General features: G+C 71.7%; 26 protein-coding genes and 1 pseudogene. 15 read left to right on the forward strand and 12 right to left on the reverse strand.

All coding sequences use genetic code 11. The features are described 5' to 3' along the window. Positions 1-23: 23 nt before the first annotated feature. A complete protein-coding gene (locus HHX30_RS25465) occupies positions 24-284 on the reverse strand; it encodes a hypothetical protein (protein WP_169984493.1) in 261 nt (86 codons plus the stop codon). Continuing rightward, the gene (locus HHX30_RS25470) at positions 281-496 is read right to left on the reverse strand and encodes a hypothetical protein (protein ID WP_169984494.1); all 216 of its coding nucleotides are present in this window, start codon (positions 494-496) and stop codon (positions 281-283) included. Before HHX30_RS25470 ends, HHX30_RS25465 begins: the two co-directional genes overlap by 4 nt. 110 nt (positions 497-606) lie before the next feature. Between HHX30_RS25470 and HHX30_RS25475 the strand changes: the two genes are divergently transcribed. After that, positions 607-984, forward strand: coding sequence for a helix-turn-helix domain-containing protein (locus tag HHX30_RS25475; RefSeq protein ID WP_169984495.1), 378 nt, complete (start codon positions 607-609; stop codon positions 982-984). A gap of 3 nt (positions 985-987) precedes the next feature. Here the strand turns inward: HHX30_RS25475 and HHX30_RS25480 are convergent, their stop codons facing one another. Beyond that, positions 988-1,584: a ClpP family protease gene (locus HHX30_RS25480; protein WP_169984496.1), complete on the reverse strand. Its 597-nt coding sequence runs from the start codon at positions 1,582-1,584 to the stop codon at positions 988-990. Further along, complete coding sequence (locus HHX30_RS25485; RefSeq protein ID WP_249350418.1) at positions 1,581-2,153, reverse strand: ATP-dependent Clp protease proteolytic subunit; 573 nt, start codon at positions 2,151-2,153, stop codon at positions 1,581-1,583. The genes HHX30_RS25480 and HHX30_RS25485 overlap by 4 nt, the downstream gene beginning before the upstream one ends. A gap of 232 nt (positions 2,154-2,385) precedes the next feature. On the opposite strand from HHX30_RS25485, the gene HHX30_RS25490 reads away from it, so the two are divergent. From HHX30_RS25490 to HHX30_RS25495, 3 genes are all read left to right on the forward strand, one after another. Further along, the gene (locus HHX30_RS25490; protein ID WP_169984498.1) at positions 2,386-2,709 is read left to right on the forward strand and encodes a hypothetical protein; all 324 of its coding nucleotides are present in this window, start codon (positions 2,386-2,388) and stop codon (positions 2,707-2,709) included. Continuing rightward, entirely contained in the window at positions 2,706-2,828 is a 123-nt protein-coding gene (locus HHX30_RS42820; protein ID WP_283246864.1) for a hypothetical protein, read from the forward strand. Before HHX30_RS25490 ends, HHX30_RS42820 begins: the two co-directional genes overlap by 4 nt. Before the next feature lie 132 nt (positions 2,829-2,960). After that, complete coding sequence (locus tag HHX30_RS25495; protein ID WP_311922860.1) at positions 2,961-3,794, forward strand: fumarylacetoacetate hydrolase family protein; 834 nt, start codon at positions 2,961-2,963, stop codon at positions 3,792-3,794. A gap of 115 nt (positions 3,795-3,909) precedes the next feature. Here the strand turns inward: HHX30_RS25495 and HHX30_RS25500 are convergent, their stop codons facing one another. Beyond that, entirely contained in the window at positions 3,910-4,251 is a 342-nt protein-coding gene (locus HHX30_RS25500; RefSeq protein ID WP_169984500.1) for a hypothetical protein, read from the reverse strand. 91 nt (positions 4,252-4,342) lie between these two features. Continuing rightward, positions 4,343-5,194 carry a siderophore-interacting protein gene (locus HHX30_RS25505; protein ID WP_169984501.1) on the reverse strand — a complete coding sequence of 284 codons (852 nt, stop codon included), beginning with the start codon at positions 5,192-5,194 and terminating at the stop codon, positions 4,343-4,345. Between the two features lie 125 nt (positions 5,195-5,319). Here HHX30_RS25505 and HHX30_RS25510 point away from each other — a divergent pair, with 125 nt between their 5' ends. Together HHX30_RS25510 and HHX30_RS25515 are read left to right on the forward strand one after the other, a co-directional pair. Continuing rightward, the gene (locus tag HHX30_RS25510) at positions 5,320-5,985 is read left to right on the forward strand and encodes a GntR family transcriptional regulator (RefSeq protein WP_169984502.1); all 666 of its coding nucleotides are present in this window, start codon (positions 5,320-5,322) and stop codon (positions 5,983-5,985) included. Positions 5,986-6,097: 112 nt separating this feature from the next. Beyond that, positions 6,098-6,340, forward strand: a complete 243-nt coding sequence (locus HHX30_RS25515) for a hypothetical protein (protein ID WP_211592482.1) — start codon at positions 6,098-6,100, stop codon at positions 6,338-6,340. Between the two features lie 10 nt (positions 6,341-6,350). Here the strand turns inward: HHX30_RS25515 and HHX30_RS25520 are convergent. Beyond that, a pseudogene (locus HHX30_RS25520) lies at positions 6,351-7,589 on the reverse strand (IS701 family transposase). 212 nt (positions 7,590-7,801) lie between these two features. On the opposite strand from HHX30_RS25520, the gene HHX30_RS25525 reads away from it, so the two are divergent. The 3 genes from HHX30_RS25525 (at position 7,802) to HHX30_RS25535 (ending at position 10,586) form a co-directional block, all read left to right on the forward strand. After that, the gene (locus tag HHX30_RS25525; RefSeq protein WP_169984503.1) at positions 7,802-8,206 is read left to right on the forward strand and encodes a type II toxin-antitoxin system PemK/MazF family toxin; all 405 of its coding nucleotides are present in this window, start codon (positions 7,802-7,804) and stop codon (positions 8,204-8,206) included. Between the two features lie 229 nt (positions 8,207-8,435). Further along, a complete protein-coding gene (locus tag HHX30_RS25530; RefSeq protein WP_169984504.1) occupies positions 8,436-9,050 on the forward strand; it encodes a hypothetical protein in 615 nt (204 codons plus the stop codon). A gap of 192 nt (positions 9,051-9,242) precedes the next feature. Next, a complete protein-coding gene (locus HHX30_RS25535; RefSeq protein ID WP_169984505.1) occupies positions 9,243-10,586 on the forward strand; it encodes a glycoside hydrolase family 6 protein in 1,344 nt (447 codons plus the stop codon). A 17-nt stretch (positions 10,587-10,603) separates the two neighbouring features. Here the strand turns inward: HHX30_RS25535 and HHX30_RS25540 are convergent, their stop codons facing one another. The 4 genes from HHX30_RS25540 to HHX30_RS25555 all read right to left on the reverse strand — a co-directional run bounded on the left by HHX30_RS25540 (position 10,604) and on the right by HHX30_RS25555 (position 13,050). Further along, complete coding sequence (locus HHX30_RS25540; protein ID WP_169984506.1) at positions 10,604-11,587, reverse strand: DUF2804 domain-containing protein; 984 nt, start codon at positions 11,585-11,587, stop codon at positions 10,604-10,606. Between the two features lie 14 nt (positions 11,588-11,601). Continuing rightward, positions 11,602-11,970, reverse strand: a complete 369-nt coding sequence (locus HHX30_RS25545; protein ID WP_169984507.1) for an MmcQ/YjbR family DNA-binding protein — start codon at positions 11,968-11,970, stop codon at positions 11,602-11,604. Between the two features lie 109 nt (positions 11,971-12,079). Then, positions 12,080-12,382, reverse strand: coding sequence for a hypothetical protein (locus tag HHX30_RS25550; protein ID WP_169984508.1), 303 nt, complete (start codon positions 12,380-12,382; stop codon positions 12,080-12,082). Between the two features lie 188 nt (positions 12,383-12,570). After that, positions 12,571-13,050 (reverse strand): hemerythrin domain-containing protein, encoded by a 480-nt coding sequence (locus HHX30_RS25555; RefSeq protein ID WP_169984509.1) that lies wholly within the window; start codon positions 13,048-13,050, stop codon positions 12,571-12,573. Between the two features lie 274 nt (positions 13,051-13,324). Between HHX30_RS25555 and HHX30_RS25560 the strand changes: the two genes are divergently transcribed. The 5 genes from HHX30_RS25560 to katG all read left to right on the forward strand — a co-directional run bounded on the left by HHX30_RS25560 (position 13,325) and on the right by katG (position 19,817). After that, on the forward strand, positions 13,325-15,628 hold the full coding sequence (locus tag HHX30_RS25560; RefSeq protein WP_169984510.1) for a nitric-oxide reductase large subunit: 2,304 nt from the start codon (positions 13,325-13,327) through the stop codon (positions 15,626-15,628). Further along, a complete protein-coding gene (locus HHX30_RS25565; RefSeq protein ID WP_169984511.1) occupies positions 15,625-16,197 on the forward strand; it encodes a hypothetical protein in 573 nt (190 codons plus the stop codon). The genes HHX30_RS25560 and HHX30_RS25565 overlap by 4 nt, the downstream gene beginning before the upstream one ends. Next, positions 16,194-17,030 (forward strand): slipin family protein, encoded by an 837-nt coding sequence (locus HHX30_RS25570; RefSeq protein ID WP_211592483.1) that lies wholly within the window; start codon positions 16,194-16,196, stop codon positions 17,028-17,030. The genes HHX30_RS25565 and HHX30_RS25570 overlap by 4 nt, the downstream gene beginning before the upstream one ends. A gap of 84 nt (positions 17,031-17,114) precedes the next feature. Then, positions 17,115-17,552 carry a Fur family transcriptional regulator gene (locus tag HHX30_RS25575; protein WP_169984513.1) on the forward strand — a complete coding sequence of 146 codons (438 nt, stop codon included), beginning with the start codon at positions 17,115-17,117 and terminating at the stop codon, positions 17,550-17,552. A 33-nt stretch (positions 17,553-17,585) separates the two neighbouring features. Beyond that, a complete protein-coding gene (katG, locus tag HHX30_RS25580) occupies positions 17,586-19,817 on the forward strand; it encodes a catalase/peroxidase HPI (RefSeq protein ID WP_169984514.1) in 2,232 nt (743 codons plus the stop codon). A gap of 57 nt (positions 19,818-19,874) precedes the next feature. Here katG and HHX30_RS25585 read toward each other — a convergent pair whose 3' ends face one another. After that, complete coding sequence (locus HHX30_RS25585) at positions 19,875-21,884, reverse strand: erythromycin esterase family protein (protein WP_169984515.1); 2,010 nt, start codon at positions 21,882-21,884, stop codon at positions 19,875-19,877. A gap of 284 nt (positions 21,885-22,168) precedes the next feature. On the opposite strand from HHX30_RS25585, the gene HHX30_RS25590 reads away from it, so the two are divergent. Next, entirely contained in the window at positions 22,169-23,302 is a 1,134-nt protein-coding gene (locus tag HHX30_RS25590) for a sensor histidine kinase (protein ID WP_169984516.1), read from the forward strand. The last annotated feature ends 40 nt before the right edge of the window (positions 23,303-23,342 follow it).

Below are 23,342 nucleotides of genomic sequence, written 5' to 3' on the forward strand. Positions count from 1 at the left end.
CGGGGTACGGTGCCGGCGGGGCATCAGAGCTCGTCGTCCATGAGGACCTCCGCGGACTCGACCGTGGCGGCGACCCGGATCCACCCGTCCAGCCGCTCCAGGTCATGACACTTGCGGATCTTGTCTCTGAACTCGTCGGGCACCTGGATGTCACGTGCGGCGAGCACCGCCAGGATCGCCTCGGCCTTGCCCTCTGCCTTGCCCTCGGCCTGTCCCTCCGCTCTGCCCTTGGCGATGTTCTCGCGGGCCCAGTCGCTGAGGTATTCGTAGGTATCTGCCTTCATGTGCCTCTCCAAGTGATCCCAGATCTCTCGGGGGACTGCCGCACGAACCATGTCAGCGTACATACCCCCCTGGTGAGGTCGAGATCGTGCAGCGCGGCGAACAGCGCGTTGAGGACGTCAGGACCCTGCGGCGTGGCGGCATGGTGAATCGCCGAAAGCACGGCCAGTTCGAGGTCTTCGGCCGCCTCGCGGGGGTCGGTGATGACGGGCACCTCATCGGGACCGGCGACCAGAGGCGTCAGGCCCTGAGCACGGCGACTTCCGCTCACCTGTCCGCGAACAGACGGTCCGCCGCGCACCCGGACGTGCCAGACTGCGAGGCATGGCAGCCTCGGACCGATCAGTGGTCGTCGACATCCGGACGCGGCGGGCCGCCAAGGAGCGCGCCCCGGGGATCCCCGACGGCCCGGACCCGTTGCTGCGCACGGTGTACGGGGAGATCCTCCGCGACGAGCGGCTCGACCAGGACCGCACGCTCGACGACGTGGCGCGCGCGGTGGGCATGTCCAAGCAGTATCTGTCGGAGGTCGAGCGCGGCCGCAAGGAGCCGTCGTCGGAGATGCTGCATTCGGTGTGCGACGCGCTCGGGTTGCCGATCGAGCAGCTGCTCACCCGTGCCGTCCGGCGGATCAGCGCGTCGCGCCGGCTCGCGGCGCACAGGCCCTCCGGCACGCCACGGGTGGAGCTGCTGGCGGCCTGAGCGCTACGACGTCTCGCGGGTGAAGAGCAGCTCGTCGGCCAGGCCGTACTCGACGGCCTCCCGGGCGTTGAAGACCCGGTCCCGGTCGGTGTCCTCGCGTAGCCGCGCGACGTCCACCCCGGTGTGACGGCTCAGGATCTCCTCGGTCTGCGCGCGTACGCGCATCACCTCGGCCGCCTGCAGGGTGAGGTCGGAGATGGTGCCCTGCCCCTGCGTGGACGGCTGGTGCAGCAGCACGCGGGAGTGGGCGAGCATGAACCGCCGTCCGGGGGCGCCGGCGGCGAACAGCACCGCAGCCGCAGAGGCCGCCTGGCCCATGCAGTACGTCGCGACCTTCGCACGGATGAACTGCATGGTGTCGTAGATCGCGAGCATCGCGGTCGACGAGCCGCCCGGGGAGTTGATGTACAGGTTGATCTCCTGGTCCGGGCTCTCCGCCTCCAGGTGGAGCAACTGCGCCATCACGACGTTCGCGACGCCGTCGTCGATCTCGGTGCCGAGGAAGATGATCCGCTCGTTGAGCAGCCGGCTGAAGATGTCGAACGACCGCTCCCCCACCGGGGTCTTCTCGACCACGTACGGAATCGTGTACTGGCTCATGACGAGAACCCCATCCGGTTGGGAACGGCGAACGGCGCGAGGCTGTGGAAGGAGCCGACGATCTCGTCGATCATCCCGTAGTCGCGGGCCTGCTCGGGGGTGAACCATCGGTCGCGGTCGCTGTCGGCGGCGATCTCCCCGACCGTGCGTCCCGTCTCGGCGGCGAGGATCTCCTCGGACTGCCGCTTCATGTACTTGAGGTTCTCGGACTGGATCGCGATGTCGATCGCCGTGCCGCCGATGCCGGCCGACGGCTGGTGCATCATGATGCGGCTGTGCGGGAGGCTCATCCGCTTGCCGTGCGTGCCGGACGCCAGCAGCACCTGGCCCATGCTCGCCGCCAGCCCCAGCGCGACGGTGACGACGTCGTTCGGCACCAGCTTCATCGTGTCGTAGATCGCCAGCCCGGCCAGCACCGACCCTCCCGGCGAATTGATGTACAGGACGATGTCACGTTCGGAGTCCGCCGAGGCCAGCAACACCATCTCGGCGCACACCCGCTCGGCCATCTCGTCGTCGACCTCTCCGGTCAACATCAGGGTCCGTTGCTGGAACAGTTTCTCGTTCATCCGATCCCGGTAACTCATGCTCGGTGAGACACGCATGGGGCTTTTGTAATCGCCGTAGCCCGCGACCCGTCGCCATGTCTGCCGAGGGCAGACGCGCGGGTCTGGGCCAACGCGGCCGGCGGCGGGTACGCCATGGTGAGAAGCCCTGCCGTCCAAACGGCAGGGCGCCCGGCGACCGGAGGCGCACCTGACGCGTCATCGGCCGGTCCGCCCACGCCGAGTTGGAGACGCGATGAGCTTCGGATATCTGGCCGGCCCCGAGCACGGCCCGCAGTGGAAGGGAATCCCGCCGGGCGCTCCCGAGGCGTTCTACCTCCGGCGCGGCGTCGTCCCGGCCGGACCGGCGCACGCCTGTCAGGCCGAGGAGCAGGCCCGTGTGCTCGGTGTGGCGACCGGCGGTTTCGAGGCGTTCTTCCAGCGGATGAGCACGCCTGCCGACCACCCCACGGTGGACCGGCCGCCGTTCGTGCCGGGCTTCCCGCGCATGCCGGCAGCGGCGCGGGCGCACGACATGGACTTCCTGCCCGACCTTGCCTGGCCGGAGGACGGGGAGTGAGCGTTCGGCTCCCCGCGCCCGCCCACGAGGCGCCGTTGCCGCCCGCCCGCCCCGGCGCGTACGGCACTCGCGTCCTGCCGGGCGTCCCGTTGTTCCTCCGGGAACGGCTGCACGTGTGAGCCGGCCGGTGACCAGGCACGTTCGGCCCTGGAGGAGGAACCGCCCGTGACGCCCGTTGTCGGTGACCCGCCGGAGCTCGCCGGCGGGTACAGCGTGGATGGAGCATGCGCTCGTCCGTTGGAGGGGATCGCGTGAAGCTCGTCGGCATTCGCGACGGGCGGCGGGTGGACGTCGCCGTCCAGATCGGCGACCGGGTCACCCCGATCGCCGAGGTCGGCGACTTCTACGCCGATCTCGGCCGCTGGCTGCCGCAGGCCCGCCGTACGGACACCGGGCTGCACCCGGTCGCGGAGGCCGAGCTCGCCCCGCCGGTGCCGCCGTGGGCCCGGGTGGTCTGCGTCGGGCTCAACTACCGCTCGCACGCGGCCGAGGGCGGCTTCACCCCGCCGCGGTATCCGACCGTCTCCGGCCGCTGGGCCACGACCCTCACGGCGAGCGGGACCCCCGCCCCGGTGCCGGCCGGCGAGCCCGGCCTGGACTGGGAGGGCGAGGTCGCCGCCGTCGTGGGGCGGCGGCTGACCGACGCCGACGAGGCGACCGCCGCGGCGTCCGTGCTCGGCTACGCCGCCTTCAACGACCTCACCGCCCGCGCCGCGCAGAAGCTCACCGCGCAGTGGACGCTGGGCAAGAACGCCGACCGCAGCGGACCCATGGGCCCGCTGGTCACCGCCGACGAGGTGGGCGACCTGGCCGGCGGGCTGCGCCTGCGGACCCGGGTCAACGGCGAGACCGTCCAGGACGGGAACACGCGCGACATGATCTTCGGTGTCGGCGAGCTGCTGTCGCTGATCAGCCATGCGTTCACCCTCCAGCCGGGCGACGTGCTCGCCACCGGTACGCCCGGGGGCGTGGGCTACGTGCGCGACCCGCCGCGCTTCCTGCGGCCGGGGGACGTGGTCGAGGTGGAGATCGACAGGCTCGGCGTGCTGCGCACGCCCATCGTCGGCCCGGAGCAGCGGCCGTGAACATCCCCGTCCTCATGGCGGGCGGCGGTCCGGGCGGCCTGGCCGCCGCGGGACCGGCGGACGCAGGACGCCGTGACCCCACGACCCGGGCCGTGGCCCGGGTCACGGCGGTGCCTCACTTGGCGGACGTCGCCGCCTCGGGCGATGCGGCGCCCGGCGGTGAGGCGGCGCCCGTGGGCGAGGCGGCATCCGACGGTGAGGCCGGCGGTTTCACGGGTCCCGCCGTCGACGGAGGCGGCGAGGCCTCCGCCGCCGGCGAGGCCTCCGCCGCCGGCGTGGCCGTGTTCGTCGCGCCGGCGGTGGTGAACACCAGCACCCCCGTCGCCACGGCCACCACCGTCACGACGGCCGCGGCGGCGTAGGTGATCCTGCGCACCAGCCGCCTGCGCTCCTCGCGCCGCCTGGCCTCCTCGCGCCGCATGGCGGCGCGCACACGCTTGACCTTTCGCTGGGACATGGGCACTCCCGAGACCGCTCCCCGAGACGTCGTCGGGCGTCACCATAACCACGAGCGGATAACGAGGGCCTAAAACACCCGGGCGGCCGGGTCAGCCGCCGAGGGCGGCGGACTCCTCTTCCTCGATCCGGCGGTTCCAGTCCCGCTTGGAGGACTGCCAGCCGTCCTCGTCACGGCCCCGCCGCCAGTAGCCGGAGATCGACAACCTCTCCAGCGGCAGGCCGCGCTCCACCCGCAGGTAACGCCGCAGTTCCTTGACGAAGGCCGCCTCCCCGTGGACGAACGCGTGCACGACGCCCTCGGGGAACTCCAGCTCCCGCACGGCCCGCACCAGCGCCTCGCCCACCTGCCCGCCACGGCGGTGCAGCCACACGATTTCCGCGTCACCTCCGGTCGGCAGCTTCTGCTCCTCCTCCGGGCCCTCCACCTCGACGAACACCCGGGCGGGCGCGCCGGCCGGAAGACGCTCCAGGGCGGCGCCGATCGCCGGGAGCGCGCTCTCGTCCCCGGCCAGCAGGTGCCAGTCGGCCTCCGCACTCGGCGCGTACGCCCCGCCGGGGCCCACGAAGCGGAGCACGTCGCCCGGCCGGGCCTGCCGCGCCCAGGGCCCGGCCAGTCCCTCGTCGCCGTGGTAGACGAAGTCGATGGTGAGCTCCCGCGCCTCCGGGTCCCAGGCCCGTACGGTGTAGGTCCGCGTCTTCGGCCACTGGTCCCGGGGCAGCTCGGCGCGGATCACCGCCGGGTCGAACGGCTCCGGGTAGTCCACGCCCGGCAGCGGGAACAGCAGCTTCACGTAGTGGTCGGTGAACTCACCGGCGCCGAACCCGGCGAGTCCCTCCCCACCGAGCACCACCCGGATCATGTGCGGGGTCAGCCGCTCGGTGCGCACCACCACGCCCGTGGTGATCCGGGGTGTGCGCCGCGCCGGTTCGGTCGTCGCCATGGGGGTTCCCTTCGTCAGATTTCTTAGGCAAGCCTAACTTGATCGAGCGGAAATCGTGACCGCCGCCTCCGAGGCACCCTCAACCATAGATACAAGCTTGTATTTATGACTGCTAGGATCCTCGCATGGCCGATCCCGCGAAGCGACCCTCCGCCGCCCACACCGCGTACGCGGTGACCAAGGAGCTGATCCTCTCCGGCGAGCTTCCCGGCGGAAGCCTGATCAGCGAGGGCGAGATCGCCGAACGGGTACGCGTGAGCCGCACGCCCGTCCGGGAGGCGTTCCTCCGGCTGGAGTCGGAGGAACTGCTGGCGCTGCACCCCAAGCGCGGCGCGGTGGTGGTGCCGGTGCCGCCGGGAGAGGCGGCGGACGTGCTGGAGCTGCGGCTGGCGCTCGAGCGGTCCGCGGCGGAGCGCATCGCGCGGACCGGCCTGGGCGGCGATCACCACGAGAGGATGCGCGAGCTGCTGCGGCGTCAGCGGACCCTCGCCGAGGCCGCGGACGTCGGCCGGTTCGCCGAGGCGGACGAGGCGTTCCACCGGTGCGTCGTCGAAGCGTCGGGGAACCGGCTGGCCGGCCGGTTCTACGCCACCCTGGGCGACCGGCAGCGGCGGATGAGCATCTCCGCGCTGCTCCCGCGGCCGGAGCGGCTGTCCCTCCTCGTCGACGAGCACGAGGCCCTCCTGAAGCATCTCCTCGCCGGCGACGCCGCCGCGTTCGCCTCGGCCCTGCTCCGTCACCTCACCGCGACGCACGGCTCGCCGCACACCGCCGGCCGCGACGACGACTGAGACACGCACTGACACCGTGAAGGTCTGACCCTCCCATGCCCGAAAGCCCGCAGGCCGCCCCGTCACCTGCCACCGTCCCACGTCGAACTCCTGGCGGGCCGTCGCCGCGGCGATGTTCGCCTGCGGCTGGGGCGGCAACCAGTTCACCCCGCTGCTGCTCATGTACCGCCGCCTGGGCGGCTACTCCACGCTCAGCGTCGACGCCTTCCTCGGCGCGTACGTCGTCGGGCTCGTGCCGGGGCTCCTGCTCGCCAGGCCCGTGTCGGACCGGCGCGGGCGGCGCCCGGTGCTGGTGACCGGCGCCGTCGCCTCGGCCGTCGCGAGCCTGGTGCTCTGCTTAGTACTCCAGCCGTAGATCGTGATCTTCAGGTCTGATTCGCGGCTTGTCGGCGGTAATGGCTGGCCTGGGCTCGGGCCTGATGGCGGCGTCGCCAGTCGGACCAGCCGAGCCGGTGGGCTGCACGGTGCACGGGCCGAACGACGAGCGTGGTGAATAGTCGCTGGATCTCGTTGCAGATGAGCGGGATCAGCCCGTCCGGGGCGGAATGGCGGGCGTGTTCGTCAGCGCGGACGACGGCGAGAAAGGCGTGGGCGAGCCTGACCAGGGTGACCCAGCGAGACCACGAGGTGAAACGGCGGACCTGGTGCTCGTCCAGTCCGGCCAGGCCCTTTCCGGACTGGAAGGTCTCCTCCACCCGCCATCTCGACCCGGCGACCCGCACCAGCGTGGCCAAAGGCACCGCAGCCGGCGACCAGCAACGGTAGTAAGCCAGTTCACCGGTGGTGCAATTGCGGCGGATCAGCAGTTGGTGGCTGCCGAGGCGGGGTTCGGCCAGGTCGATGACGGCCCAGTCATAGAAGCGGTGCCCCTTGCCGCCGGCCCCTGCCGACAGCTTCAGCCAGGCCCACTTCGGCACCTTCACGGCCAGGGCATCCGCGCGGAACTTCCCCGCGCCCGTGGTGACTTCGGCCGTAGCAAGCAACGGCGAGCACGTAGCCGACCTGGCGCTCTTCCAGCGCGGCCCGCAGCTTGGGGTTGCCGCCGTAGACCTCATCGCCCGCGACCCAGCCCACACGGTGCCCGGCGTCAAGGAACCGGCCGATCATGCGGGCGGCCAGCTCCGGCTTGGTCGCGAAGACGGTGTCCTCGCCCAGTCCCGCCGCCCGGCAGCGGTCCGGGTCGCACGTCCACGAGCGCGGGACGTACAGCTCGCGGTCGATCGCCGCGTGTCCGCGGCGGCCTGCATAGACGAGGTAGACAGCGACCTGAGCGTTTTCGATCCTCCCGGCCGTGCCGGTGTACTGGCGCTGGACACCCACGGTTGCGTGCCCTTCTTCACGTCCCCGGTCTCATCGACGACCAGCACCGCATCGTCGTCGTGCAGATGTTCCAGCACGTACCCGCGCACGTCATCGCGCACGGTGTCGGCATCCCACTTAGCCCGGCCGAGCAGGTGCTGCATTCCATACGGACTGGCCTGCCCGGCCCACTCGGCGATGCTCCAGCAGTTCTTGCGCGGCAGGTCCGACAGCAGCCCCAGCACCAAGTCCCGCACCCGACGCCGGGGTTCAACCCGCGCGAACCGGCCCGCTATCCGGGACATCAGGACCTCGAACGCCTCCTGCCAGCGGGCAGGGTCTACCCTGTGACTCGCGGCCACCGCATGATCTTCAGTCTTCACACACCGATGATCAACGGTGGCCGCGCCCGTCTTCACCGCCCCTCGGTCACGACGTGCGAAGACGGGGCCGCATCCCTTCCGTGTCCCGCACGGGGCACGCAGCGTTCGCCCGCCGTCTCGTGCCAGGAGGACACATGCAACGCGGTGAAGTCTGGTGGGTCGACTTCGATGAGCGACGCCCGGTCGTGCTGCTCTCGGACGAGGAGTCATCCAGGTTTCAGGCGATGCAGGTCGTTGCGCCAGCGGGCGTCGACATCAGCGGCCTGGGCGTTGAAGTGGCCGTAGGAGCCCCGGAAGGACTGCCCTTCGAAGGCGTGCTGCGGTTCGCGTTCCCGCGTCAAGGCTTTACTCCGTGCACATGGCTGACCACCGTGGCCCGGGACGACCTGATCGAGCGGGCGGGCGTGTTGTCCTCCGTGAAGCTCAGCGAGGTTGGAGAAGCCCTCCGTGCCGCGGGAGAGAGGAGGGAGTGGACCCCGATGACGGCTGCCAGGATCAGCGAGATCAAAGATGCCGGCCGTCTCGAAGGACTCGAGTAGCGGACGCCTGTGCTGCCCAGCTCGATCTCGTCGACGACTGACCGCTGCCCCCTCTCCACCGCACTCCAGCAACAAGATCACGATCTACGGCTGGAGTATTAGGCGGGCAGAGCGCGTGGCCCATCTACGCGGGGCGGCTGATCACCGGTTTCGCGGTTGGCATCGCCATGGCGGTGGGCAGCAGCTGGCCCACGCGGCGGGCTCGGCCCGAGGGCTCCTCGCCGCGCTGGTGAACGACCTGCGTGTCCCCGCGCCGGCCCGCAGGCGGTTCCGGCTCGTGGTCCTGCCGATGGCGCCGTGGGTGTTCGGCACGGCCGGGCTGGCGTACGCCGTCATGCCCCAGCTCGTCGGCTTCCGCGTGGGCGACTGGGGACTCGCGTACGCGACCGGGCTGACCGTGCTGACCCTGGGCACGGGCGTGGCCGTGCAGCCGGTGGCCAGGAGACTGCACCGCGAGAGGGGAACCCGGACGGGACGGGCTCCGGTGGCGGCGATGACGGTGACGCTCGTCGGCGCGGCGCTGTGCGCGGCCAACGCGGTGCTGCTGTCGCCGTGGCTCGCGGCCGTCGCCGCGGCCGCCCTCGGGGCCGGCTACGGCATCGCGGTGGTCTCCGGGCTGCTGGAGATACAGCGCATGGCCGGCGCCGACGACCTCGCCGGCCTGACCGGCGTCTACTACACGCTCGCCTACGCAGGCTTCCTGCTCCCCACCGTGCTCGCCACGTTGTCGGCGTGGCTCTCCTACCCCGTCATGCTGGCGGCGGTGGCCGCCACGGCCCTGGTCTGCCTCGGCCTCGTCATGACCGGCGCGCGCGTCACGGAGCCGGCCGCCCCGGCACGCTGACCCCGCCCGGGGCGTGCGTCCTTTGAAGCTTTCAGGCGGCGGGCAGCGCGGGGAGCGGGCATCCACCGAGATCAGACCGGGCGGCGGGGCTTCGCGGACGGCCGGCGTGCCGATCCGGTGTTGTCCGCGCCCGCCGCGTGAGTGATCGTGCTGAACAGGAAGATCTCACGCCATCGGTCGAGGAGGCACGGCATGGCGGTGCGTCTCGGAACGCGTCTCAAGGCGTTGGTCGCGGCGCTGGCCCTCCTGCCGGTCATGGCGGTCCTCACGAGCGCCCCTGCCGCCGCCGACACCCGCGTCGACAACCCCTACGTGGGTGCCCAGGGCTACGTCGACCCCTGGTGGTACGCGTCGGCCGCGGCGGAGCCCGGCGGCGCGGCGGTCGCCGCCAGTCCGACCGCCGTCTGGCTCGACCGCGTCGCCCGCGTCGAGGGGACCGCCTCCTCGCCCGGGCTGCGCGCGCATCTGAACGAGGCGGTCCTGCAGGACGCCGGTGTGTCGAGCCCGCTCACGATCCAGGTCGTGCTGAACGACCTGCCGGACCGCAACTGCACCCGCCTGGTCTCCAACGGTGACTTCAGCGTCGCGGCCGACGGCCTGAACCGCTACCGGACCGAGTACGTCGACCCGATCGCCGAGATCCTGGCCGACCCGGCCTATCAGCGGCTGCGCATCGTGGCGATCGTCGAGCCCGACTTCCTGCCCGGGCTGCTCCTGCCCGCCCCCACCGGCCGCTGCGCCGCCGTCCAGGCGAGCGGCGCCTACCCGGAGGCGGTGCGGTACGCGGTGACCCGGCTGCACGCCATCCCCAACGTGTACGTCTACCTCGACGCCTCCCACCACGGCGTCGTCGGCTACCCCGACAACTTCGGCCGGGCAGCCGGCCTGCTCGCGAGCATCGCGGGCACGACCGGCGGGGGGCCGTCGTCCGTGCACGGCTTCACGGTGAACGTCGGGGGCTACAACGCCCTGGCCGAGCCGTACTACGACGCCCAGATGAAGATCAACGGGCAGCCGGTGAAGATGTCGCGCTGGGTCGAGTGGAACGACTACGTGGACGAGCTCTCCTTCGCCCAGGCGTTCCGGCAGCGGCTCGTCGCGGCCGGGTTCCCGTCCGGCATCGGCATGGTGATCGACACCTCGCGCAGCGGGTGGGGCGGCCCGAACCGCCCGGTCCGCCGGAGCACCTCCACCGACGTGAACCGGTTCGTCGACGAATCCCGGGTGGACCGCCGCAAGAGCGTCGGCAACTGGTGCAACCAGGCCGGCGCGGGGCTCGGCGAGCGGCCCCGGGCCATTCCCGCCCCCGGCATCGACGCGTACGCCTGGATCAAGCAGCCGGGTGTCTCGGACGGCTCCAGCGTGAACGTCACCGCTCCCGACGGCACCCGGCACGACCCGATGTGCGACCCCGCGTACGCCCCCGTGACCGGTGCGTACGTGCCCAGCGGCGCGCTCCCGGGCGCCCCGCCGGCGGGACAGTGGTTCGGCGCGCAGTTCCTCCAGCTCCTGGCCAACGCCTACCCGCCGCTGTGAGGCGCCGGTTCGCCCCGCTACCAGCGGTTGCGCGCTTCCTCCGCCCAGCCGACCAGGCCGTCCAGGTCCACCCAGGCGCCGTCGTCGGCCCGCGCCCGTCCGCTGAAGTGGCCGAAGCACTGGTGCGTCTCGCTGCCCACGACGCCGAGCTCGGTGCGGGCCTCCCGCACGTGGAACGGATGGAACTCCACCTCGACGCGCGGGCCGGTGATCCGCCACGGACGCTCCCAGCCCGTCCGGTCGTAGGACCAGGTCAGCTCGTCGCCGATCTTGTGCAGGCGGCCGTCGAGGAACAACGCGTTCTCCGTTGAGCCGGTGCCGTCGGTCCATCTGCCGCCGAGCTGGATGGCCCTGCCGGGCCCGCTGCCGGCCGCCCAGTTCCAGGTGACCGCGTACGGCCACTTGCCGCGGCCGTGGTCCAGCACGGCGAAGGAGTCCGCCTCGCCGACGGCGTACTCGCCCGACGGCAGCCGGAGGCGTCCGCGTACGGGCCGGCCCACGTCCTTCACCGTGTACTGGAATCGGTTCGGCCCCCAGGGCACCACCACGCCCAGCGACTCGTGCCCCTGCGGCGACGCCGCCCGCAGGTCCACCTCGACTCCGGGGGCTGTGGCCCGGATCGTGGCGCCGCCCGGGTCCTGGTCGACGCGGATCTCCAGGCCGCCGCCGCGGACCGCGGCCGTCCCGGCCCCGCTGCGCTCGGGGAACACGGCGCCGCGGGCCAGCGGGACCGTCACGTCCTTGGTGATCTCCTCGCCGGTGTCCCGGTCCAGCACGTAGAGGCCGTACACGCCCGCGTAGTCGAGCGACGACGCCACCAGGCCGACGATGTGGCGGGGCGTCACGACGCCCCAGTATTCCCAGCGCTTGCGCCGTCCCCAGCCACGCAGGTTCGCCCGGTGGAGCGGACGGCGGGTCCAGCCGACGGCGCCGGGGTCGAGCCGCCCCCCGGGCAGGCACAGGTCGACGGGCGCGGTGATCTCCCGTTCGTGGGTGGTCACACGTTCGCCCGCGGTCACGGGGTCGCCGGCCGTTCGCCGAGGAGCCGGACCAGGCGTTTCGGCGCGATCAGCCGGTAGCTGTCCTCGATCAGCCCGGCGATCTCGTCCCAGTCCTGGTCGGCGTCCAGGCGTGCGCCCACCCAGCCGTTGCGGCCGACGTACGGCGGGACGAAGAAGCGCTCCGGATCCGAGGCCACGAGGGCGTCCTGTACCCCCGGCCCGGCCTTGAACGTCAGCGACCGCCCGTCCTCGCTCGTCATCGCGAACATCTTGTCGCTCACCCGGTATGTGGGCGCGGTGTGGCCCCCGAACGGCTTCTCCACGGCCTCCGGCAGGGCCAGGCAGATCTCCCGGATTCTGGCCGCCGCCTCCTCAGCGCTCACGCGACTCGTCCCTTCGCACGATCGTCATGACCGACCAGGGTACGGGCCGCCCTCCGCCCCCACCACCCGGCCGGAGCGGCGCGGGGACAGGGGCAGTGTCAGGGCAGGGTCAGTGGTCGTCCCAATGACCGTCGTGGCGGACGTGGCGGTGGCCATCGTGGATGTAGTCGACGTGGTCGCCGTGCGGCACGGCCACGTGCCCGCACCCCGGCCCGTGCTCGTGGTCGTGCACGTCGTGGACGGCGTGCGTGCTCTCCTCGCACTCGTCGGCATGGTTCTCGTGCATCCGGTGCAGGTGGCCGTCGTGGACGTAGTCCACATGGTCGCGGTGCGGCACCGCGACATGGCCGCACCCGGCGCCGTGCCGGTGCTCGTGTTGCGTGTGCGGATGATGCTCAGTCGATGTGGTCATGGGGGGATTCCCCTCTCCGGAAACCGCGGACTGCCGCATTGGTACCCCCGTGCGTACGCCGGAGGCACCGCTTTCGGCCGCTTTTGCGCAAGCCGACATGAGGCTCTACTCCCGTTTGGGGCACCCGGCCGTCGCTTTGGGCGACCCGGCCGTCGCGGTCGTGGGGCCCGGGGACTCCTCCCGCTCCGTCAGCGCTGACCGCCCGGAGCCCGCAACAGCGTGCCGGCCCGGGCCCGGACCGCCTCGACGGCCTCCCAGTCCTCGGTGGACAGGCCGGCCAACGCCGCCGGGAACACCCCGTCCTGCTCTTTGAGGATGTGGGCGCGCAGCAGATTCAGGACGTCGAGCAGCCTGCGCGGCCAGCCGGGATCGCCGGGCGCGCCGTCCGCCGCCTCGCCGAGGACGGCCTCGATGCGCCGATGCTCCGCCTCCAGGACCGCGACGTGCTCGGGGAAGTCGCCCGCCAGCGCGGGGAACAGGCCGTGCTCCTCGACCTCGGTGTGCGGGCCGAGCACCTCGGCGATCCGCCTGGCGATCACGGTCATGGCGTCCGTGTCGCCGGCGGCGTGCGCCGTGCGCGCGTCCCCGATCAGGTCGACCACCAGATCGTGCTCACGGGTCAGTTCGCCGATCACGGTCACGGCCTGGCAGCCGCAGTACTCGCACATCTCGATCCTCAGGTGCTCTGGGCGCGGTCCGGGACATCACCGCCGGACTCGTCCAACGATGCCCGGCCGCCGGGCCGGCGGGGCAGGGACCTTGGGCCTGTCCGTACAGGTCCCCCGTCACCTGCCGGGCCGGTCGCGGCCCGTGCTCTCCCTCGCCGGGCGGCTCGCGCGTGCCACGGGTCCGCCCGCTGAGGGCGTGTCCTCTCGACCGGGCCGACCGGCGCCCGGTAGGAGTAGGAACACTCTCCCCTTCCTTTGTCGGAAACGGTGAGCGATGGTTCCGGGGACGGGGACGCGCAGAGAGCTTCTGGTCTCCAGACGCTGGATTCAGGCAGCGGTGCTGGTGGCCGTGTTCGGGTTCTTCGTCATGGGCTTGCTCGCGTTCCGCACGTACACCGCGGGCCCGCCCGTGCCGCGGCTGGTGGTCGGCGAATCCGGGCAGGAGTTGTACACCGGCCGCGACGTCGCCGACGGGCAGAAGGTCTTCCTGGCCAACGGGCTGATGCAGTACGGGTCGGTGCTCGGGCACGGGGGCTATCTCGGGCCGGACTACACGGCCGACTACCTGCGTCGCGCCGCCACCGCCGCCCTACGGGCCCACGGCGGCGGCGACCGGGCTCGTGAGCGGGTCAGACAGGAGTTCCGGACCAATCGCTACGACCCCCGTAAGGGGGTGCTGACCTACACGCGGGCGCAGGCGGACGCGTTCACCGCGCTCACCGGGCACTATCGCGACTACTTCGCCGACCCTCGTACGGACAAGGGGCTGCGTCCGCACGCGATCACCGACCCGCGGCAGATCCGCCAGCTGACCGCGTTCCTGTCCTGGACGGCCTGGATCGCCTCGGCCGAACGCCCCGGCGCGGGCTACTCCTACACCAACAACTGGCCCGCCGAGCCGCTGGTCGGCAACACGCCCACCGCCGACACCGTGCTGTGGAGCGTGGTGTCGCTGGTCGCCCTGCTGATCGGCATCGGGGCGCTGTTCGGCGCCGTCGGCCGGTGGGGCGGTCACCTGGGCTGGCGCGGACGCCAGGCGGAGACCCTCGACTTCCACTCGCCCGATCACGTGGCGCTCACTCCCGCCCAGCGGGTCACCGCGTTCTTCTTCCTCGTCGTCGCGCTGCTCTTCCTCGCCCAGGTGCTGCTGGGCGGCGCGACGGAGCACTACCGGGCCGACCTCACGAGCTTCTTCGGTCTCAACCTGGCCGAGTTGCTGCCCTTCAACCTCGCCCGCACCTGGCATCTGCAGCTGTCGCTGTTCTGGGTGGTCGCCGCCTTCCTCGCGGCCGGCATCTTCCTGGCCCCGCTCATGGCCGGAGGAGAGCCGCGCGGGCATGACAGGCTCGCCTGGACGCTGCTGGCGGCCCTGGCCGTCGTGGCGTTCGGCTCTCTGATCGCGGAAGGGCTGAGCATCCACGGGTTCATCCAGCCGGGCGACTTCTGGGGCAGCCAGCAGTTCGAATGGCTCGACCTCCCCCGCGTCTGGCAGATCCTGCTGGCAGGCGGCATGGCGCTGTGGGCGGTGATGATGTGGCGGGTGCTGCGCGGGACGCTGACGAGGGACAGCCGCGGCAACCTGCCCTGGATGTTCTTCCTGTCCGGCCTGGCGATCCCCGGCGTCTACGCGATCGGCCTGCTGGCCCGCCCCGGCGACACCTTCACCGTCACCGACTTCTGGCGGTTCTGGGTGGTGCACCTGTGGGTGGAGGACTTCCTCGAACTGTTCACCACCGCCATGGTCGCCTACATGTTCGTCCAGCTCGGCGTGGTGCGGGAACGGGTCGCCCTGGTGGTGGTCTACCTGGACATCATCCTGTACTCGGCCGGCGGGGTGATCGGCACCATGCACCACCTGTACTTCAGCGGCGAACCCGTGGAGCACCTGGCGCTGGGCGCGTTCTTCTCCGCGATGGAGGTCGTGCCGCTGACCTTCCTGACCGTGGAGGCCTGGTCGTTCGTGCAGCTCGGAGCGCGCCAGCACATGGAGTCACGCACCCCGTTCCCACACCGTTGGGCCGTGATGTTCCTGGTCGCCGTGGGCTTCTGGAACTTCCTCGGCGCGGGCGTCTTCGGCTTCCTGATCAACCTCCCGATCGTCTCCTACTACGAGATCGGCACCGGCCTGACCGCGAACCACGCGCACGGCTCGATGATGGGTGTGTACGGCATGCTCGCCGTGGCCATGGGCCTGTTCGTGCTGCGCTACCTGATCCCCGCCGACCGGTGGCCGGAGAAGTGGGCCAGAGTCTCCTTCTGGTCGCTCAACATCGGCCTGGCCTGGATGTGCTTCGCCACCCTGCTGCCGCTCGGCCTCCTCCAGCTGTACGAGTCCGTGGCCTCCGGCTACTTCGAGGCGCGCTCCCTGGGCTACCTCACCGGCCGCAGCAACACCCTGCTCGAGTGGCTGCGCCTGCCCGGCGACGCGCTGTTCATCGTCGGCGGCGTCCTGCCCTTCTGCCGGATCGCCTGGCTCGGCGTACGCCACCGGGGACGGCAGGCAACCGCCGACCCGGTCACCGGGGTCACCCCCGCGCCCCGGCTGTCGGACATCCGGGAACCGGTGGACACAGCATGATCTTCACCATGGAGGCGGTCCTGGCGGACGGCTACGCGGCCGGGCTGCTCGCCACCGCCGCCGGGCTGGACCGCCTCGCCCGCCACGTCGCCGTACGATCCGAGCGCCACCGCACCGGAGGGTTCACCTATCGGCCGGAACACGACGCCTGGGTATGCCCGGCCGACCAACTGCTGTGGCCGGTCGGGCAGGACCGGCACCATCGGCTTTACCGGGCCAAGCCCTCGGTCTGCAATGCCTGCCCGGGCAAGGCCGGCTGCACCCCCTCCCGCGACGGCCGGGAGATCGTCCGGGCGCTGCTGCCCTGGCCGCACTCGGAGGTGGGGCGCTTCCACCGCGGCCTCGCCCTCGTCCTGGTCGTCCTGGCCGCATCGCTGACGCTCATCCAGGCGGTACGCCACCCCGCCTGGCCCGACCTCGTGCTGGCCGCCGCCACGCTCGCGGCCACCGGCCTGACCGGATGGCTGCTGACCCGCCATCTCCGCGCCACCCCCGCCGGTTTCCCCGAACCGGAAAGCGCGGCGAAGAAAGGCGACCGCTACACCACCGTCTGGAGGTCGGAATCGTGATCTGGGCAGTCGCCGCGGCGGTCCTTCTCCTCGCGGGCGGTCTGGCGGGGTTGCGGGTGCTACGCGAATACGAGCGGGCCGTCGTCTTCCGGCTCGGCCGGCTGCTGCCGGTCGCAGGGCCCGGGCCCGTGCTCCTGGTTCCGCTGGTCGACCGGATGGTCCGCGTCGACCTGCGGACGATCGCCCTCACCATCCCGCCGCAGGAGGCGATCACCAGGGACAACGTCCCCGTCCGCGTCAACGCGGTCGCCTACTTCAAGGTCGTGGACCCGGTCCGCGCGGTGAACGAGGTGGAAAACCACGCGGTCGCCACCTCCCAGCTGGCCCAGACGAGCCTGCGCTCCGTGCTCGGCCGCCACGACCTCGACGCCCTGCTCGCCGATCGTGACCGGCTGGGCGAGAGCCTGCAGAAGGTCCTCGACGAGCAGACCGAGCCCTGGGGCGTGAAGGTCGACCTGGTCGAGATCAAGGACGTCGAGATTCCCGAGGCCATGCAACGCGCCATCGCGCGCCAGGCCGAGGCCGAACGCGAACGCCGGGCCAAGGTGATCAACGCCGAGGGCGAGATGCAGGCCGCGCAGAATCTGCGCGACGCCGCGCTGACCCTGTCGGCCGACCCGGCCGCCATCCAGCTGCGTTACCTGCAGACGCTGCTGGAGCTGGGCGGTGAGGGCCGGTCGACCATCGTCTACCCGGTGCCCGTCGACCTGCCCGCGTACTCGCCGGGGACCGACCAGTCGCGCATGATGCCCGCCGTGCTCGCCGCCGCCCACGTCCCGTGCGGCTGCGCCTGCGCACAGGGCGGGAGCCCCAGCCCTCCTGGCAACCCTTAACAGCAGGCAACACCTGAGAGAACAAAAAATTTGGGTGGTTCCTTCTCTTGAACTCCTCGTGTTTATGACGATAGGTTAGGCGCCATGATCGCACCCGGGACTCCGACGACCGCCGAGGAACTGCGCGGGGCCGGCCTGCGGGTGACGGCCGCCCGCGTCGCACTGCTCGAGACCGTCCGCAGCGGTGACCACCTCGACGTCGAGGCGATCGCCTCCGGGGTCCGCGATCGCGTGGGCCACGTCTCTCTGCAAGCCGTGTACGAAGCCCTCCATGCCCTGACCGCAGCGGGACTCGTCCGCCGCCTCGAACCGGCCGGCAGCCCGGCCCGGTTCGAGGGCCGCGTCGGCGACAACCACCACCACGTCGTATGCCGGTCGTGCGGTGTCGTCGCCGACGTCGACTGCGCGGCCGGTGAGGCGCCGTGCCTGACCGCGTCCGACGACCACGGCTTCACGATCGACGAGGCCGACGTCATCTACTGGGGCCTGTGCCCCGGCTGTTCCAACGCCCGCGCTTCCTGAGCCCCATGATCGACTAGTTCCAGAAGGATTCCCTTGACCGAGAACCACGACGCAATCGTTGTCGACCCGAAGACGGAGGGTGAAGGCGGCTGCCCGGTCGCGCACACGCGCGCCCCGCACCCGACCAAGGGCAACGCCAACCACCAGTGGTGGCCGGAGCGGCTCAACCTCAAGATCCTCGCCAAGAACCCCGCCGTGGCCAACCCCCTCGGCGAGGACTACGACTACCGTGAGGCGTTCAAGTCCCTCGACCTCGCGGCGGTCAAGCGGGACATCGCCGAGGTGCTGACGACCTCGCAGGACTGGTGGCCGGCCGACTTCGGCCACTACGGCCCGCTCATGGTCCGGATGGCGTGGCACAGCGCGGGCACCTACCGGATCAGCGACGGCCGCGGCGGCGCCGGGTCCGGTCAGCAGCGCTTCGCCCCGCTCAACAGCTGGCCCGACAACGGGAACCTCGACAAGGCCCGCCGCCTGCTGTGGCCGGTCAAGAAGAAGTACGGCAAGAAGATCTCGTGGGCCGACCTCCTGGTCCTCACCGGCAACGTCGCCCTGGAGTCGATGGGCTTCGAGACCTTCGGCTTCGCCGGCGGCCGCGTGGACGCCTGGGAGCCCGACGACGACGTCTACTGGGGCCCCGAGACCACCTGGCTCGGCGACGAGCGCTACAGCGGCGACCGTGAGCTGGAGAACCCGCTCGCCGCGGTCCAGATGGGCCTCATCTACGTCAACCCGGAGGGCCCGAACGGCAACCCGGACCCGCTTGCCGCGGCCCGCGACATCCGTGAGACGTTCCGCCGCATGGCGATGAACGACGAGGAGACCGTCGCCCTCATCGCCGGTGGTCACACCTTCGGCAAGACCCACGGCGCGGGCCCGGCCGACAACGTCGGTCCCGACCCCGAGGCCTCCCCGATCGAGCAGCAGGGCCTGGGCTGGAAGAACGCCTACGGCACCGGCAAGGGCGGCGACACGATCACCAGCGGTCTCGAGGTCATCTGGACGCCCACCCCGACCACGTGGGACAACACCTTCTTCGAGGTCCTCTTCGGCTACGAGTGGGAGCTGTTCAAGAGCCCCGCCGGCGCCAACCAGTGGCGGCCGAAGGACGGCGCCGGGGCGGGCACCGTCCCCGACGCCCACGACCCGTCGAAGCGTCACGCCCCGACGATGCTGACGACCGACCTCTCGCTCCGGTTCGACCCGATCTACGAGCAGATCTCGCGGCGCTTCCTGGAGAACCCCGACGAGTTCGCGGACGCCTTCGCCCGGGCGTGGTTCAAGCTGACCCACCGCGACATGGGCCCGGTCTCCCGCTACCTCGGCCCGGAGGTCCCGAGCGAGGTGCTGCTGTGGCAGGACCCGCTGCCCGAGCGGACGTACGAGCTCGTCGACGCCGCGGACATCACCGCACTCAAGGAGCAGATCCTCGCCTCGGGTCTGTCGGTGTCCCAGCTCGTCTCCACCGCGTGGGCGTCGGCCGCGTCCTTCCGCGGCAGTGACAAGCGCGGCGGCGCCAACGGCGCGCGCGTCCGCCTGCAGCCGCAGATCGGGTGGGAGGTCAACGACCCCGACCAGCTCGCGGCCGTGCTGGGCACCCTGGAGAACGTGCAGCAGTCGTTCAACTCCGCCCAGACCGGCGGCAAGCAGGTCTCCCTCGCCGACCTGATCGTGCTCGCCGGGTGCGCCGCCGTGGAGAAGGCCGCCAAGGACGCCGGCTTCGACGTCGAGGTCCCCTTCACGCCGGGTCGCGTGGACGCGTCGCAGGAGCAGACGGACGTGGAGTCGTTCGCCGCGCTCGAGCCTGCCGCCGACGGGTTCCGCAACTACTACGGGAAGGGCAGCCGCCTGCCGGCCGAGTACCTGCTCATCGACCGGGCGAACCTGCTGAACCTCAGCGCCCCCGAGATGACGGTCCTCGTCGGCGGCCTGCGCGTCCTGGGCGCCAACCACCAGCAGTCGAAGCTCGGTGTCCTCACCGAGACCCCCGAGGTCCTGACCAACGACTTCTTCGTCAACCTGCTCGACCTGGGCACGGAGTGGAAGCCGGCCTCGGAGGACCAGACCACGTTCGAGGCGCGCGACGCCGCCACGGGCGAGGTCAAGTGGACCGGCACCCGGGCCGACCTCGTCTTCGGGGCCAACTCCGAGCTGCGCGCGGTCGCGGAGGTCTACGCGAGCGACGACGCCAAGGAGAAGTTCGTGCAGGACTTCGTCAAGGCGTGGGACAAGGTGATGAACCTCGACCGGTTCGACCTGATCTGATCCCGGCATGACCGTCCGGGCCGGCCCGCGCGGGCCGGCCCGGACGCGTGTCCGGTCTCAGAGCGCCACCGGGTAGGTCTCCGGGACCTCTCCGCGCTCCCAGCGCGCCGTACGCTCCAGGGGCTCCACCGCGCCGGTCTCGTCGATGTGGACGACCGCGTCGAACTGGTCGGGCAGGCGGGTCTGGAAGTAGTGGCTCCGCCGTTCCGTGCCCGGACGGTAGACGACCCCGATGGCCCGTTCGAGCAGCGCCCCGCGCAGCGCGTCCGCCGCGCCGGCCGGACGGGCGAGATCGACCAGGAACTCCTCGTGCCCGACCTCGTGGAACAGCTCCTCGACCGAGCCGGGCAGCGCCGGGCGCACGTTCTTCCGCTCGGCCGGGTGACCCCAGTCGCCGGCCGCCGTGACGGTGCCGGTGTAGGTGGTGAAGCCGATGAGCCGGCAGTCCTCCGGGTTGTGCTCGCGGACCAGCCGGCCGAGGTTGAGCTCGCCGCGCGCGCCCATCTCCGTCGCCCGCGCGTCACCGAGGTGGGAGTTGTGCGCCCACACCACAATCCTCGCCGGCTCGCCGCGTTGCCAGCCGAGGTGCTCGGCCAGCGCGAACAGCGTGTCGGCCATGTGCCGGTCGCGCAGGTTCCACGACGACACCCGGCCGCCGAACATCGTGCGGTAGTACCGCTCGGCGGCCGCCACCACCGCGGCGTTCCGCTCGGCGTGGAAGAACTCGTCCTCGCCGAGCAGCCCCTGCGCCCGCTGGTAGCGCAGCGCGTTGCGCTGGAGGTCGACGAGCTGGTCGACCACCCGCCGCTCGCACGACTCCCCCGCGCCGAAGGCGGCGGCGAAGCCGTACGCCTGCCCGTCGTCGCCGTCGCTGTGGTCGAAGCAGGCGTATCGGTCGCGGGCCTGTTCCGCCGCGCCGGGGTCCACCTTCTCCAGGTACGCGATGACCTCGTCGGCCGAGTGGTGCAGGCTGTAGAGGTCGAGCCCGTAGAAACCGGCCCGCGCCCGCTCGTCCAGCCGCTCGTTGTGCTCGCGAAGCCACCCGGAGAACTCCAGCACGTCCGCGTTCCGCCACATCCAGGTGGGGAAACGCCGGAAGCCGCGCAGCGCCTCCTCGGCGGACGCGTCGTCGCCGCGCCCCCGGACGTACCGGTTCACCCGGTACGCGTCGGGCCAGTCGGCCTCCACGGCCACGGCGACGAAGCCCTTCTTCTCGATGAGCCGCCGCGTCATGCGGGCGCGCGCGGCGTAGAACTCGTGGGTGCCGTGCGACGCCTCGCCGATCAGCACGAACCGCGCGTCGCCGACGAGGCCGAACAGCACCTCGTCCGGGGGAACGCCCTCCTGTGTGGGAACGAGCTGCGAGCGCAGGATCGCGAGGCCGGTCCGGGCGGGCACCGCCCGAGCCCGCGCCGAGACCTGGGCGGCCGCGGCGTGCAGCAGCTTGCGCACCTCGTCGTCCGTGATCCGGCTGAAGTTCCAGTACGACTCCCCCGCCGAGAAGAAGGGCGTGGGCGTGGTCGCGCAGACGATCTCGTCCACCAGAGCCGACAGCTCCTGACAGGTCGACCGCGGCGCGGCGGGCACGGCGACCACGATCCTGGCGGGCTCCCGCTGCCGGACCGCGCGGACGGCGGCGCGCATGCCCGCGCCGGTCGCCAGTCCGTCGTCCACGATGATCACGATTTTGCCGTACAGCTCCGGCGCGGGCGCGTCGCCCCGGTAGGCCCGCTCCCGCCTCGCCAGCTCGCGGGCCTCCCGCTCCACCACCTGCCGGATGGTGTCGGACTGGATGCCGAGCCCGCGGACGACGTCCTCGTCGAGCACGATCACTCCGCCGCCGGAGATCGCCCCCATCGCGAGCTCCTCGCGGCCGGGCGTGCCGAGCTTGCGCACCGGCAGCGCGTCGAGCGGGTGGCCCAGGTTCGTCGCCACCTCGTACGCCACGGGCACGCCGCCGGGCGGCAGGCCGAGGACGACGACGCCGGGCAGTCCCCGGTAGTGCCCGAGGAGCCCCGCGAGCACCGAGCCCGCGTCCCGGCGATCCGAAAACAGGCGATCATCCATGCGGCCCGCCTCCCGGTCGCGCAGCCGAATACCCCCTTGTGAGCAGCGCAAACACGGCAGAGGATCGCCGGGACGAAGTGATCTCCTGGCGCTCGAGGTGCGCGACGACCTGCGCCGGTTCATGCAGGTCAGGGAGACCGGCGAGGTCGTCTGAGGTGACCCGCCTGGAGACCGACCGGCCGTACGCCCTGCGCGAGGCCGTCATGACCGTTCCGTACGGGAGCCGGCCGGTCTCACTCTCAGGAGTGAGGCCACGGCCGCGGGGTGTCGGGGACACTGGCCGGATGCGTCGTGTACCTCCCACGGTGGTCGACGCGGTACTCGCGATCGGGTGCTTCCTGAGCATCATGGTCATGGCCGTGCTCAACCATCGTCTGGAGTGGTGGGTGGCGGCCCTGGCCGCGGTGAACACGCTGCCGCTCCTGTGGCGGCGGCGGTTCCCCCTGCTCGTGAGCGCCGTGACGGGGGTCGGCACCGGCGCCCTCTTCCTCACCGGCTCGATGGGCGGGATCCCCGCCGCGTCGCTGATCGCGACCTACGGCCTCGCCTCACTGTCCCCTCCCGCGCGGATGCTGGCCGGAGTGCTCTGCACCATCGCGGGGTTCGCCTCCGCGGCGGTGCTGCAGCATCACCAGCCGCTCAGCTACGGTCCCACGGCGGCGGCGTTCGTCGTCGCCTACGCCCTGGGCGCCGGCGCGCGAGCGCGCAGGGACCGCATCGCCGTCCTCGAAGAGCGCGCGCGGCGGCTCGCCGAGGAGCGGGAGGTCTCCGCCGTACGCGAACGGGAGCGGATCGCACGGGAGATGCACGACATCGTCGCCCATGCGATGAGCCTGGTGATCCTGCAGGCGGAGGCCGGGCCCGTGGCCCTGCGTACCGACCCGGCCAGGGCCGAGCGGATCTTCGACACGATATCGACGACCGCCAGGGACGCCCTGTCCCAGCTTCGCAGGGTGCTCCTCGCGCTCAGGCCGGAGGAGGCCGAGCGCCACCCGCAGCCCGGCCTCGAGTCCGTCCCCTCCCTGGTCGAGGGGGTGCGGCAGGCCGGGCTCGACGCCACCTTCGAGGAGCGCGGCGAGCCCCGCCCCTGTCGCTCCGACCTCGCCGTCACGGTGTACAGGATCGTGCAGGAGGCACTGTCGAACACGATCAAGCACGCTGAGGCGACCCGGGTGCGGGTCCGCATCACGTGGCGGGACGATGCCCTCGACCTGGAGATCCACGACGACGGGCGCGGCGTGAGCGGAGAGCACGGGCAGGGCGGGCATGGGCTGATCGGCATGCGCGAGCGGGTGGCGGTGGCCGGCGGCCGGCTCGTCACCGGCTCAGCCGGGACGGGCTTCCGCGTCACCGCCAGCCTGCCGCTCGCCGGCGCCCTCACAGACACGGGCACTCCCAGGGACTCGCGGGCCCCGTAGACTGAGGCGTGCAGACGCAGAACAGCATCCGGGTGCTCAT

It is taken from the genome of Microbispora sp. H10836, from assembly GCF_012999525.1.
GTDB lineage: Bacteria > Actinomycetota > Actinomycetes > Streptosporangiales > Streptosporangiaceae > Microbispora.